This window comes from Nostoc sp. LPT (assembly GCF_017115165.1).
In the GTDB taxonomy this organism is placed as follows: domain Bacteria; phylum Cyanobacteriota; class Cyanobacteriia; order Cyanobacteriales; family Nostocaceae; genus Nostoc.
In genome coordinates, this window is sequence record NZ_JABXKF010000082.1 from 18,531 (window position 1) to 32,193 (window position 13,663).

The 13,663-nt window shown below is 40.5% G+C and carries 7 protein-coding genes and 1 pseudogene; 2 read left to right on the top strand and 6 right to left on the bottom strand.

Annotated features, from left to right (window positions below; genetic code table 11):
* Positions 1 to 501: 501 nt before the first annotated feature.
* The 4 genes and pseudogenes from HWQ58_RS17550 to HWQ58_RS17565 all read right to left on the bottom strand — a co-directional run.
* Positions 502 to 4,746, bottom strand: coding sequence for a PAS domain S-box protein (locus HWQ58_RS17550; RefSeq protein ID WP_292865096.1), 4,245 nt, complete (start codon positions 4,744 to 4,746; stop codon positions 502 to 504).
* Positions 4,747 to 5,250: 504 nt separating this feature from the next.
* Positions 5,251 to 6,414: an 8-amino-7-oxononanoate synthase gene (gene bioF, locus HWQ58_RS17555; RefSeq protein WP_292865099.1), complete on the bottom strand. Its 1,164-nt coding sequence runs from the start codon at positions 6,412 to 6,414 to the stop codon at positions 5,251 to 5,253.
* Positions 6,415 to 6,508: 94 nt separating this feature from the next.
* Positions 6,509 to 7,141 carry a Holliday junction branch migration protein RuvA gene (gene ruvA, locus HWQ58_RS17560; protein WP_265269913.1) on the bottom strand — a complete coding sequence of 211 codons (633 nt, stop codon included), beginning with the start codon at positions 7,139 to 7,141 and terminating at the stop codon, positions 6,509 to 6,511.
* Positions 7,141 to 7,479, bottom strand: a pseudogene (locus HWQ58_RS17565) (HAD-IIB family hydrolase); the annotation flags it as partial. The gene ruvA and the pseudogene HWQ58_RS17565, both read right to left, overlap by 1 nt.
* Positions 7,480 to 7,529: 50 nt before the next feature.
* Here HWQ58_RS17565 and HWQ58_RS17570 point away from each other — a divergent pair.
* Positions 7,530 to 8,348: a sucrose-phosphate phosphatase gene (locus HWQ58_RS17570; protein ID WP_292865102.1), complete on the top strand. Its 819-nt coding sequence runs from the start codon at positions 7,530 to 7,532 to the stop codon at positions 8,346 to 8,348.
* A gap of 3 nt (positions 8,349 to 8,351) precedes the next feature.
* Here the strand turns inward: HWQ58_RS17570 and HWQ58_RS17575 are convergent, their stop codons facing one another.
* Together HWQ58_RS17575 and HWQ58_RS17580 are read right to left on the bottom strand one after the other, a co-directional pair.
* The gene (locus HWQ58_RS17575) at positions 8,352 to 11,723 is read right to left on the bottom strand and encodes a TIR domain-containing protein (RefSeq protein WP_292865105.1); all 3,372 of its coding nucleotides are present in this window, start codon (positions 11,721 to 11,723) and stop codon (positions 8,352 to 8,354) included.
* A 13-nt stretch (positions 11,724 to 11,736) separates the two neighbouring features.
* A complete protein-coding gene (locus HWQ58_RS17580) occupies positions 11,737 to 12,219 on the bottom strand; it encodes a hypothetical protein (RefSeq protein WP_292865108.1) in 483 nt (160 codons plus the stop codon).
* Between the two features lie 727 nt (positions 12,220 to 12,946).
* On the opposite strand from HWQ58_RS17580, the gene HWQ58_RS17585 reads away from it, so the two are divergent.
* Positions 12,947 to 13,651 carry a Uma2 family endonuclease gene (locus HWQ58_RS17585; RefSeq protein ID WP_292865111.1) on the top strand — a complete coding sequence of 235 codons (705 nt, stop codon included), beginning with the start codon at positions 12,947 to 12,949 and terminating at the stop codon, positions 13,649 to 13,651.
* Positions 13,652 to 13,663: the final 12 nt, after the last annotated feature.

The following is a 13,663-nucleotide window of genomic DNA, read 5'->3' on the forward strand; positions in this document are numbered from 1 at the left end:
GCGAGTCCGCGATAGCGTAGCGTTAGCGAGGAACGAGCGTCGCGTCTGAATAACTGGGTTTAAGACCCCCGCTAAATTTTCAATTTGGTGGTCTTCAATCAGTGGCGGGTCTGAATCCCCCACGCTCAAGATTGCTGAATTCTGAATTCTGAATTCTGTATTCTTCTTCAATAGTTCCTCAGTTGATGTCTGATAGGTTACTCAATTAACTCGCGTGTTCCCAATCACTAAGTAACTCATGTTGTACTATTTTATGGGATTTCCGAAATGGTACTTTAGGAGTACTAATACTCCTACCAGGAAAAGACTGTTTTTTCGTCTTGGTAGGTCTATTTTCTAGGGTTGTTGAACTGAACTGTTGGGTTTTCATTGGTAAATAAATCTTTGATTAAAACCTGAGCACCACTTTATAACATCAAGTTGCAAACGGCAAATTTCTGAAGAAAAATAAAAAATACATATTTAATTTCTAAAGGAAAGAAGAGAAATTAAAGAGTTTATTTACTCTGAAGGTGAAGTGTGCCCAATGAGACTAATGATCGCTGCGGCTAAATCCACTGGATCGACGGGTTTAGGTAGGTGTTTTTGAAATCCTGCTGCCATTGCTTGGTTGTAGTTAAGTTCTCCAGCATAAGCAGTCAAGGCGATCGCCGGAATTTGGCCGCCTTGCTCTGGCGGTAATTTTCTCACCTCGCCCAGCAACATATACCCATCCATCAAGGGCATTCCAATATCGCTTAAGAGGATATCTGGCTTTGATTGCACTAATGTTTGCAGCGCTTCATCTGCTGATTCAACTGCCGTTACCGTTGCGCCATATTGTTCCAGGGCAAAGCTAAAAAATTCTCGCACATCAGCTTGATCGTCCACGAGCAGGATTTGTACTCCAGCAAGTAATGTGTCGTCATTACTGACTTCTGGTTGAGAAGCTTCACCACTGCTAACTCGCAACTCAGAATTTTTGAGCAAAGGTAGTTTGACTGTGAAGGTAGCCCCTTGTTCTTCTCCCAAACTCTCTGCCTGAACTGTGCCACCGTGAAGTTCTACTAAATGACGCACAATTGCTAGTCCCAATCCCAGTCCGCCAAATACTCTGGTTGTCTTAGCATCTGCTTGCCGGAAGTAATCAAACACATAGGGTAAAAATTCTGGGTTAATTCCTTTACCTGTATCAATTACCTGGATTTGGGCATCTAAACCAACTTGCTCTAGACGCACTTCTACAAGCCCGTCTGTAGGTGTGAATTTAACGGCATTGGAGAGGAGATTCCACATCACTTGTTGCAAGCGATCGCCATCGCCAAGAACTTTGCTGATATCATTACTTAACACCGTGTGAATTTGAATTGATTTGGCTTCTGCTGCTAAACGCACCGTTTCTAATGCAGATGCGATCGCTATTTTCAAATCCACTGCATGGAGATTTAACCTGACTTTACCTTGCAAAATCCGCGAAACATCAAGTAAATCTCCAATCAATTGGGTTTGTAACTTAGCATTGCGCTCGATTGTTTCCAATGCCCGGATTTTAGTAGTTTCGTCGAACTTGCGGGTTCTGAGTAACTTTGCCCACCCTAAAATCGGATTTAAGGGAGTTCGGAGTTCATGGGAAAGGACAGCAAGAAATTCATCTTTAATGCGGTTGGCTGTCTCGGCTTCTGCCCTGGCAATCTTTTCAGCTTCGTAAAGTTGAGCGCGGGCGATCGCTTGGGCACACTGCTGTCCCAGTGTCAACATAAATCCCCGGTCTTCTTGATTAAATATTTGTCCAGTAGTAAAGCTTAATCCCAAAGCCCCAATTACTTTACCTTCTACTATCAAGGGAATGGAAGCCCAGGCATTATTCGCTATAACAGTCACAACATCTGCTAAGTCGGGATATCTAGCAATCATGGCTGCTAAATTTTCTAAAAAAATCGGCTGCCCAGTTCTGACTGTTTCTGCTATTTGGTTAGGTGCTGTGATCGGAAAACTTGTCCAAGTATTTATGAGCGTTTGCGGATAGCCAATTGCTTGCACAACTTTTAGGGTAGTATTTCCTTCAGTAAGTAAGACAACGGAACCACCAGTAGCTTTCAAGGCGGCAATGCCTTGGTTCACCACTACATCAGCCACCTGTTGGGGAGTTAAGGCTTCCGAGAAGGCAGCAGTTATTTTTTGTAAAAGTACTGTGCGATTGACAGACCGTTGAGTTTCCTGGTAAAGTCTGGCGTTGTCAATGGCTGTCGCTGCCCGCCGAGCAATATCTTCTGCTAAAGCCAAGTCTGCTTGTTGATAGTACCGACCAGATTCGGCGGTAAAAAAAGAGATTGCTCCAAATAATTGCCCGCGAGAACGAACTGGAATCACCATCAGAGAACGAATACCCAGACTTTGCAGCAATTGCCGATGTTCGTTGTCTTCAGACATCTGTAGAAGATGTGAGTCAGATAATTCGGGATAAAAGACAGATATTCCTAAGCGTAGCTGCCGTACAAGCTGTTTGGCTCTGGTTTGGGGTTGATAACGCCGTCGGATTTCGTCTAAAATATTTAATTTTGTGGGATCGGCAATTGCGATCGCAATTTGTTTACTTGACCAATCTTCTTGGAAGACATCTACAATACACAAGTCAGCTAGGGTCGGAACTGCTAAATTTGCCACATTTTCTAAGGTGATCTCATAATCTAATGAGGCAGCTAGTAAGGTGCTGGCTTCGACTAAAAAGTTTTGTGTGGCTTCAATTCGTTTGCGATGGCTAATATCCTCAATAATGCCTAATGCATACTTTGGTTGTCCGTTAGCATCCCAAACTGCTGATGAAGTTAGGTTTGCCCAAACTATAGAACCATCTTTGCGAATGTAGCGCTTCTCTAGGGAATAACCACTAATTTCTTTTGCTAAAACTCGCCGAGCATTTTCCCAATCAACTTCTAAGTCGTCAGGATGGGTAATTTCCTGAAAGTTCATTTGAATTAACTCTTCATAGCTATACCCAGTAATTTCGCATAGGGCAGGATTAACTTGCAGAAATCGCCCATCCAACCCTACTAGAGTAATACCAACAGCTGCTTGATTGAACATTGCCCGAAACCTTTCTTCGCTTTCTCGCAAAGCAACTTCTGTTTGCTTTGCTGCTGTCACATCTGCCAAAATAATGCCAATTCCTACCGTTTCACCCATTGTGTTTTTAACTGGGTAATAGTTGCCCAGCCAGTAACCGTAACGTCTTGGTTGTCCCCTTGTCTCACCGCTGATTTCCATATTCAGTAGGGGTTCTCCAGTCTCTAACACGTGCTGTAACTGTGGCTCTAATTCAGCCGCCATCGCTGGCAACACTTCCCTAAATTTGCGTCCTAGATGTTCTTCTATAGCTAAACCGTTAATGTCAGCGAAAACTTGATTAATGCGAATATAGCGCAGTTCCCGATCAAAAAAGCATACGGCAACAGGAGCCGCTCCTAGCAACGCATCTAGGAGAGATAGAGATTCGGAATAATGGAGTAAAGCCTGGTGGATGTCTCGATAAAGTTGGGCATTTTCCACTGCTAAGGCAGCACGATGAGTAATATCTATTGCTAAATTTAGGTCAGTGCGATCGTAGCGACGGTCTGATAGGGTGTTGATAAAGGTAATACAGCCGAGTATGCGCCCTTTTGCGATTAACGGCACAATCATTACAGATTTCATCCCCAATTGCCGAACAAGTTCTAAGTGTTCCTGATTCTGAGTAGTTGCTACTAATAGCGAGTCAGATACCTCTGAGATCAATTCACTTTGACCAGTTTGTAGTACTCTAGTAATTGCACTTGCACCCTTATAATCTGTCACATACTCTTGAAGTTTACGCGCCAACTCTGCTTTCGATGGGTCTGCATGAGCAATAGGTAGGCGGCGAATGGAGCCATCTTCATTTAAAATATCGACGCTACACCAATCAGCTAGCTGGGGAACTGAAATTTTGGCTATCTGTTGTAAGGTTTGTTCATAATCTAACGAAGTAGAGAGTAAACTACTAATTTGGGCGATATAACGCAGTCTTTCCTCAGCCTGCTTGCGCTCAGTAATATTTACACCTGCACAGGTGATACCTTGAATACTATTATCTAAATCCCTTAGTGGTTCAACTAGCAAATCATAGTAACGGTTTTCTTTACAAGTTGTTAGATAAACCTCTTGGCGGGTTGCAACACCAGTCTCTATGACCTTTAGCTTAATTGCCTGCAATTGCTCTGCTACTGAGGCGGGAAATAATTCATCATCAGACTTACCTAATATTTCCTCAGCAGTGTTTAGACCTTGAGGATTATGAATCCACTGATATCGCAAATCGCGATCCTGCTGAAATACCACGATATCTGAACTACTTGACGCTAATCGAAATCTTTCTTCACTAACTCTCAGCTTTTGGAGATTTTCATCCGCCCGTCTTTTAGCAGTTTTTAATGCCTCACATAAGATACTAAAGAGCAATCCTTGTAATGCAAATAACCCAATTCGCACAGAATTAGATAAGTCAAGACTCAGCTCATAAGCTGGAGGGAGAAAGAAGTAATCGCTCAGTAATGCAGACAAGGAAGTTGCTAATAGCCCTGATTTCAAACCACCATACCAAGCGCTCACCATGACAGCGCTAAAAAATAGCAGGAAAGTAGTTCCATTCATGCTTAACCAGGGGTCTAGCATTAACATTAACACTAATGCAAGTGCTACAATTAATACAGCGATGCCAGAACGCAATAACTGAGAATAATAAATAAGGGGCATGAAAAGTTTTTGAAAAACCAATACTCATTGCAGAGGCTGTACATACCCTAAGCTAGTTTGTAAATTTTAGTAACTTATCTACAGATAGATTTTTGCTGAGTTCTAAAAGCCTCTTTTGCCAGAGGTTAATTTGTTAGTTATCTGATATGTAGAGTAAAAATTTAGCTCGAACCATCAAGATAAATGACACTATTTTGCTAATTTAAAATACTAAATACAAATGCCAGTTAATTCATAACAAAAATTATGGAATAATATCTAGTTAAGGATAGAGATAAACAGAAAATAATGGCTGTAGTTGTAAGATAACCTATTGATCGTCCAACTGCTTTTTTAATTACCTCATCAGTTGCCGGATTCATCAGAGGATAAATACATACTTTGACTTGCTAGAAGTACTTCTGCTATCTCATTGCTTAGAGGTTTAGAGAACACATAACCTTTTCAGCAAGTGTCTTCCTTATCTACCTTGTCTCTTCTCTCATGCCCCATGCCCTACTGGCGTCAGTTAACATCCTTTAGTACTGCTACCAATTTTTCAATATGTGCTACTTGATGAGTTGCCATCACAGATATTCTGATTCGACTTGTGGGCACTGTGGGGGGACGAATTGCTGGGGCAAAAATGCCAGCATCTCTTAGCTGTTTTCCAGCTTTGAGGGCATCTGTGGCATTAGGCAATTGAAAACATAATATGGGTGATTCAGAAGGCAGCAATTTCAAGTTAGGTAACTGTTGCAGCAAAGTTTTCAAGTAATATATATTCTCCCACAATTGGGCACGATGTTGCGGTTCTTGTTGCACGATCTTGATTGCTGCTAAGGCTGCGGCTGTATCAGCAGGTGAAAGTCCAGTGGTATAAATCCAACTGGGTGCGCGGTTTTGCAAAAAGTCAATTAGGGCAGTACTTCCTGCTACATACCCGCCTAAACTACCTAAAGCTTTACTTAGGGTGCCAATTTGAATTAATTGCTTTCCTGTACACCCAAAATATTCGACACATCCAGCGCCAGTTTTTCCTAGTACCCCAGTGGCATGAGCTTCATCGACTAGCAGCATACAGCTAAATTTATCAGTGAGATCCAACAGTGCAGGTAACGGACATAAATCGCCATCCATGCTGAAGACGGTATCAGTAAGAATCAAACAGCGTCGGTAATTTTGCCGCTGCTGGTTCAACTGAGTTTTTAATACTGCCATATCACAGTGCGGATATTCCACAACTGCTGCACCACTGAGAATCGCTCCATTTTTCAGACTGGAATGATTAGATTGGTCAGAGAAAATTAAATCACGCTTGCCAACAAGGGCGGTAATTGCACCCAAATTTGCTAGATATCCAGAACTAAATACCAAGGCATTTTCTGTTTGTTTAGTAAATGCGATCGCCTCCTCTAACTCCCTGTGCAATTCCCGATGCCCACTGAGTAATCTAGAACCAGTACTACCAGTCCCAAATTCGGCGATCGCAGCAGTTGCAGCTGCCATCAAACGCTCATCTCCAGCCAATCCCAAATAGTCATTGCTGGCAAAATTAATTACCTCTTGCCCAGCTAAAACCACCGTTGCACCCGGACGACCATTAATAGGTTGTACTGAACGATACCAGTCTGCCCGATGAATCGTTGCTAAGGACTGTTCTAGCCAAGCATAAGGGTCAGTAGGCATGGGGAGTGGGGAGTGGGGGAGCAGGGGAGCAGGGAGCAGGGGGCAATAAGAAATAACTAATGACAAAGGACTAATGACTAATGACAAATGACAATTAAACTTGTTCACTGCTGAGATGAGCGATGGCTTGTTTAATCCAGTCTTCGACATAAGCATCTTTGGGTAGTCCGATGTCTTCGCTGACCACATGCAGGGCGTGACTGACTTCATGGGCAGTATATCCCAAGGCGAAGAGGGTCATTTGCACTTCTTCGAGAATTCCCGGTGCTGGCCCGCCTGTGGCGACGAAGAACCCGGCTGATTTGCGCCACTCAACTAATTTGCTTTTCAGTTCCAAACAGATGCGTTCGGCGATTTTTTTACCGACACCGGGAGCCTGAATTAGGATTTGTGTATTGCCGGCGATAATTGCTTGGACTAAATCTGGTAGTTCCAGAGTATCTAGGAGTGCGATTGCTAAGGCTGCACCAATACCTGTGACAGTCAGCAAGTGGCGAAATAAATCGCGTTCGGCTGGGGAAGCAAAGCCATATAGAAAGGGCACTTCTTCGCGAATTTGGAAATGGGTAAAAATTTGCGCCACTCCTCCTGACTCTGGTAACTGGTTTGCTAGGCGTTGGGGAACTTGCAAATCATACCCCAAGCCATTCACTTCCAGAGTCAGAATCACGCGATTAGCGCCAATTGTTTGGATACCAGCGACTATACCTTTTAGATAACTAATCATTACAAGAGACCAAAATATTTTAAGCCTTCAATAATTCCACCTGCACAAAAACATGAAGCCAGGTAGCGGTAATCAGCGGGATACTCTTTGTGCCATTGGAGTAACTCTTTGCGGGCATTCCCCACAATGATTCCCCGTGCGTTGCCTACAGCAAATAAAGCAATATCATTACCTGAATCACCACAGACAACTGTTTGTTCTGCTGCAAATTTCCACTTCTGGCGTAAAAACTGCATTGCCTGACCTTTATCGCTGCTATGGGGTACAATGTCAAGGTCAATACCGCTACTGTAGATTAACTTTACATTTAATTTATATTTCTGCAACTGTGGTAAAATACCTTATGGTTTTGTGATGGTGTAGTTTAGTAAGAGTGCTGGGGTATAGTGTGAGACAGTTTCTTTTAGTAACAGACCTCGACTATACGCTGGTAGGCGATGACCAAGCAATGGCAAGGTTAAATCAACGGCTAGAACAGCATCGTCAGCAGCACCACACAAAGATTGTTTATTCAACTGGGCGATCACTTTTTCTTTACCAAAAGCTTATAGATAAAAAAGCACTTTTAGAACCAGATGTACTTATATGTGCTGTAGGTACGGAAATTTACTACAGTAACAGTAATACTCTAGATTCTAAGTGGTCAGATTATCTCTCTGAAGGTTGGGATAGAGACTTAGTTGTAAATATATCTAAGGCTTTTAGTGAATTAAAGCCCCAGCCAAATACCGAGCAAAGACCTTTTAAAGTTAGCTATTTCCTTGAAGAAGAAAAAGAAATCTCTGGAAATTGTTTGTCAGACCTAGAGTCTCGTTTGCTAAAGAAAGGATTAGATATTCAAGTTATCTGTAGCCTTGGTAGCTCTACTCATATCAACAACCTTGATAATAATTACAAAGATGGTAAAGATTTAGAGATTCAAGTTCTAGATATTCTGCCACGTAAGGCTAATAAAGGTATGGCAATGACCTTTGTACGCGAAAATCTAGAAATAGATGTAGCGCAAACTGTTGCTTGTGGCGACTCCGGTAACGATATTGCCCTGTTTGCTGACAAGAAAGAAAAAGGTATTATCGTCGGCAATGCAAAACAGGAATTGCTGAAATGGCACGAAGCTAACCCAAACCCAAATCGTTACTTAGCAAAAGCTCAATTTGCGGCTGGAATTGAAGAAGGTTTGCAGTATTTTGGATTTTTTGAAGGATAAAACTTAATTGTTGAGTGAAATTTCATTCGACACACCAGAAATTTTCCTATCCCTTGAAGCCCCCAATTCTTCCAGCGCATCAATTTGGGCTTCGTCTAAACCTTTAACGCCCGAAATATTCATACCCTGATATAGTTTGCCAAGTTCTATGGTATTAATACTAATATTAATATCTCCCTCTACATCCCAAAACTTGATAGTCTGATCTTGGCTACAGCTAATAAGTCTCTTACCATCAGGACTAAATACTACAGACTCTACAGCAAGCTTATGTCCTTTGAGTGTCTTGTGAGGCTTACTTTCCCACTTCTTATCTGCCTCACTTATTTTCCATAGCGTAATAAAGCCACCATGTCCAGCACTAGCAATCATTGGTTTTTCGGGATGAATAGCGACAGAAAGTATTTTTTGATCTCCAGACCAAGTGAGTTTGTGAATAAGTTCTCCAGAATCAACATCCCACAATTTTAGTTGTTGATCAAAACCCCCGCTAACCAATTTATTTTCAAGCAATGTATTTTCCTTTGGGCCAAAAGCAATGCTATGAACTTGGTCTTTATGATCATTGATATCTTTTTCTTTGTCATCTGAATTTACGTTCGGAGTTTCGTATGAATTTACGTTCACAGTTTTAGTTCCGTCTGATTTTACCTTTACCTCTACCTTTCTCAGATAAATCTTTGTCTCACGGTCGCTGCTAGCTAGATAATCACCATTTGGACTAAAAGCTAGGGATAGGACTCGGTCTTTGTGTTCAATAAATTCTTTTAATATTTGAGGAGATTTTATATTATCATCTAGATTCCATAAAACAACTTTGTTGTCATTGCCTGCGCTAGCCAATATATTGCTGTCAGCATGAAAAACAACACATCGAACGCGTTTACTATGTCCTGTCAGTTTATTATTTCCTTGTTCTGTCAGTGCATTATCCTTATTTCCTTGTTCTGTTAGTTCATTATCCTTATTTACTATTAACTCAATGGATTCCCACTTTTCATCTTGTAACTGCCACAGAAAAATCTTATTGTCTTCACCACCACTGGCTATAAGTGTTCCATCTTTGTTGAAAGCCACTGACCAAACCCAATCAGTATGTTTTAAAAGTTTGTGAATTGGAATATCTGAGCGGTCATGATAATTCCAAATACGAATTGTATTGTCTTCACCTCCACAGGCAAAAGTTATACGATCTTTACCATCTTTATCTTTCTCTTTACTAAATGCTACTGACCAGACGCGATTAGCATATCCTGTCAAGGTCTGTTTACATTTCCATTTGTCGTTTTCGTTTTCCCAATGCCAAAGTTTGACGGTACGCCCATCGCCACCGCTTATTAAAAGTTTAGGTTCGTTAGTAGGGTTAGGGCAAAATGTTACACTTCTGATCAAATGTTCATGACCCTCCAAGTTGTCAATGAAATTCCATTCTTTCCCAATTAACTTCCACAGCCGAATTCTATGTTCGCTCTGCCCTTTCAAATTCCTATCGATACATCCAACAGCAAGAATCTTCCCATCCTGACTAAATGCTAGCGTCCGTATCTGACTAATTATATTTTCATTTTCTGTTGGAAACTGGAGTTCTGTCAAGCTTCCTTCTCCGTTTAAATTTAGATAATTGGACAATATCACTTTTCCATCCTCACCTCCACTGGCTATAATGTTTTGTTGACTATTAAATGCAATACATCGTATTACTCCTGTATGAACTCTTTTATTTACCGCTTCTTTCCGGGTGTTGAAATACCAAATATAAATATCTCCATCCTTCCCACCGCTAACTAAAAGGTTGTCATTAATAAAAGTCATACAAGAGATATTAGTAGCAGATAAACTTGGCAATTTTTTTTTCTCAAGAATATCAAAAAATTTTATCGCATCACCCTTTCCATCTCCTCCAAAGGCCAGAATATTTCCACTAGGGCTAAACGCTACTGATAATACACGTCCCTTTGATAATACAGATCCCTGTTCGTTAGGTAAGTCAATATTGCTAAGTTTGAGTTTGCCTAGAGTATCGGTTTCAATCTCGAATAACCTAACACTACCGTCTTCTGCTCCCCAAGCAAATCTCCAAGGTTCAGTCTCTGAACTAAAAGCAACCGACCAAATTTGACTTCCCCTTTCGTTCTGAAAATAACAGAGTTCCAAGTTCTCTGTATTATGAACTCGAATTGATCCATGAGCATCCCCTGTAGCAAAATAACTACCATCAGCATTAAAGGCTATGGAATGAATGCAACCTAACGGTTCAGAAAAAATCGAGTTTTTCAGGTCAGAATTAGAAAAATCTACTCCTGTTAAAATAGCCTCTCGTAAGTCAGCCTCCAAAATAGTGATACTAGATAGATCAAAGTAGCTAAAATCTTTTTTTAAGTCGAGCTTCAATAAAAAATTTAAAATATTACCTGCGGCGTAGTTGTCTTTTTTTGATAATTCGCCCTTATCACTATTCACTAAAAGCTTGCTCATCCGGTCTGTGAGATTTTCTTCACCCTCAAATCCATTCAATAGAAGGTTTTTAATTTCATTAATATTGTAAAAATTTGAATTATTGGAACTGTCATTTTTTGCTCCATGAAAAAACAATTTTCCTTTTAAAAAGTTAAGTCTTCCTGTTTTTAGTTCTTGAATAAGATTACCAATGTTACTAATAATTTTTAATTCCATTATTGTATTTAACAACTTTACTATAGAATTTTCACTATTTGGATTTTGACGTGCAATTTTAATAAGTTCAAGAAGTTCTTCAAATGGTTCTTTTTCCTGATTATTTGGTAATTCAATTTGTTTTCCGCTACAAAGTGAGATTAACTTCTCTTGATCATTCGATGAGAGGCTTTGAAACAGATTCAGAACTAATTTTCCTCCTATGATGTCGTCTTCTAATAAAGATTTTTGTTGTGGAGTTGATCTAACATTATTTTCATCTTCCACAGGTGGTCTATTAGACTCACGCCCAATTGCTTTGATAAGTTTTTTTAAGCCATCTTGATAGTTTTCGTTATCTATGGGGATATGTAAGATAGATTCAAGAAAAAGTGGCTTTTTACAGTCTTTATAAAGTACTGGAATCAGGCGGCGATTAGGATCACGTGATTCTACTTTGGCACGTTTTTCTTCGTCAATTTGTAGATTTATCCATGCTTCTCTTTCGCGTTTAACCCATTCCGAATCAATGCTATCAGGTGAGAGTACCAGGACAAAAACACTGGCATTAAAAAGAGCTTTTTCAAGCTTTGCTAGTATACTATCCCCTGGAATAATTTCATCTTCATCTAGCCAAACCTCAATATCTTCACTCTTTAAATTTCCTTTTAATCTCCTAACAAAGTCTTTATCGCTACTGCTATAACTCATGAAAACTTGCATTCGTGTTTCTCCATTATTTATTCACCCCAGCAATTACTGCTAGCGCGTTGGCATATTCTTCCAAATCCTTCCTCAGAGATTCCAACTCAGCCCGCAATTTTGGCTCTTCAGACCAATTGCGCTCGTGTTCTTTAAGACTGAGATGAGGAGGACGCGGGGCTTCCCATGTCTGCAATAGTGGATGCCACTTAGCCAGGAAAGGACGCAAACCATTATTGAGTACTGCGATCGCAATTCCTCCTACTGAATCGCGTGATGCTCCCACATCTGGACCAGCCTCCTTTAGGACTTGTCTTGTTACAGGAAACAAGTTGTCTTCCCGTAACATTCCTTGGTCAACTTCCAAAGGCTGTACTGCAATGCAGGTAACAAGTTCAATGTAAAGTGACCAGGCGGCTCTGCGTTCTGTTGGATCTGCTTCCCATTCAACAGAACCAATACTAAAAGGAAGACTGAAAGAGACTTTTTTGATTTTTGCAGGGTCGGATTTAGGCATAAATTTATTGCAACTATTATTGTGTTGAGCTAATGGTGCAATTAGAGAACTCTAATTTATGGCAGTTTATTTCCCCTTTTTACTCGCCAGATAAATGTGCTTTATTAACTTTTAGCCATTGCAAAACACAGGCTGCATGAAATTGTTTCTTTAGGTACTCTGTAATACTAATGTGGATAGCAGTTACAAATAATTGTTCAATAGAAAGCCTAGCTGTACACAACTACAAAGATACAGAATTAGATTCCAGAAAAATATTGTCAAATTAGGTAGATTGTTGCTAGTAATTTTCACTATATCAGTATTGCCTTTGCTGTTATATTTCAGGAAATAAATAGATTTATAAGTTGATTACAATGATTGCTGCAAATGCTTAAATGTTTCTTATACATGGAAGACCATTTGTTGCAAAGCATTAAGCATTTGCAAAAAAGAATTATACATTTGCGGCAAATGCTTAAACGTTTCTTATACATGGAAGACCATTTGTTGCAAAGTATTAAGCGTTTGGAAAAAAGAATTATACATTTGCGGCAAATGCTTAAGGGTTTCTTATATATGGAAGAACATTAGCTGCAAACGCTCAATTTTTGACAACTAATGTTTAAATTTGAGCGATGTCGAAAGAGACTTAGCACCGAAAAACAATGTAGAGACTTAGTACTACGTCTCTTTGGCTTAATGCACTACGATACAATCAATTTAACCACCTCTACTGCCTGCGCTCGTGGTCAACACGTCTCCACAACATTCGACTCCAACTGATTCTACCTCCGACATTCCGCCTCTTGAGAGTGGCGATCGCCTCATTCGTCCAGAGTTTGAGCGTCGCTATAATGCTATGCCCAACCTCAAGAAAGCTGAATTGATTGAAGGAGTCGTTTACGTGGGATCACCTTTGGGCTTTGAACCACACGCCGAACCGCATGGTAATTTAATGATTTGGCTGGGAAATTATAAAGTAGCCACGCTTGGTGTCAGACTAGGCGATAATCCAACTGTGCGGCTAGATTTAGATAATGAACCCCAACCTGATGCCATTTTGTTAATTGATGCAGCGTGTGGCGGATCATCTCATCTGGGTACTGATGGTTACGTGGAAGGTGCGCCAGAATTAGTAGCAGAAGTTGCCGCCAGCAGTGCTAGCAAAGATTTGTATGATAAAAAACGTGCCTATCGTCGCAATGGCATTCAGGAATATATTGTTTGGCAGGTTTTTGAGCGGACTGTTAGTTGGTTCAGCTTGCAAAATGGTGAATACGTAGCGCTGATACCAAATGCGTCAGGCATAATTCAAAGTCAAGTCTTTCCGGGATTGTGGCTTGATGTATCAGCATTAGTTGCGGACAATATGCAACAAGTTTTAGCAGTGTTGCAGAAAGGGCTAAGTTCAGCAGAACATCAGACGTTTATTCAGCAAATAAGTATTTAAAAAGGGTTAAAC

Bases quoted from the DNA above. Each gene is read 5' to 3' on its own strand.
- bioF (WP_292865099.1), bottom strand. From the start codon at position 6,414: ATGCCTACTGACCCTTATGCTTGGCTAGAACAGTCCTTAGCAACGATT.
- HWQ58_RS17575 (WP_292865105.1), bottom strand. From the start codon at position 11,723: ATGCAAGTTTTCATGAGTTATAGCAGTAGCGATAAAGACTTTGTTAGG.
- HWQ58_RS17580 (WP_292865108.1), bottom strand. From the start codon at position 12,219: ATGCCTAAATCCGACCCTGCAAAAATCAAAAAAGTCTCTTTCAGTCTT.
- HWQ58_RS17550 (WP_292865096.1), bottom strand. From the start codon at position 4,746: ATGCCCCTTATTTATTATTCTCAGTTATTGCGTTCTGGCATCGCTGTA.
- ruvA (WP_265269913.1), bottom strand. From the start codon at position 7,141: ATGATTAGTTATCTAAAAGGTATAGTCGCTGGTATCCAAACAATTGGC.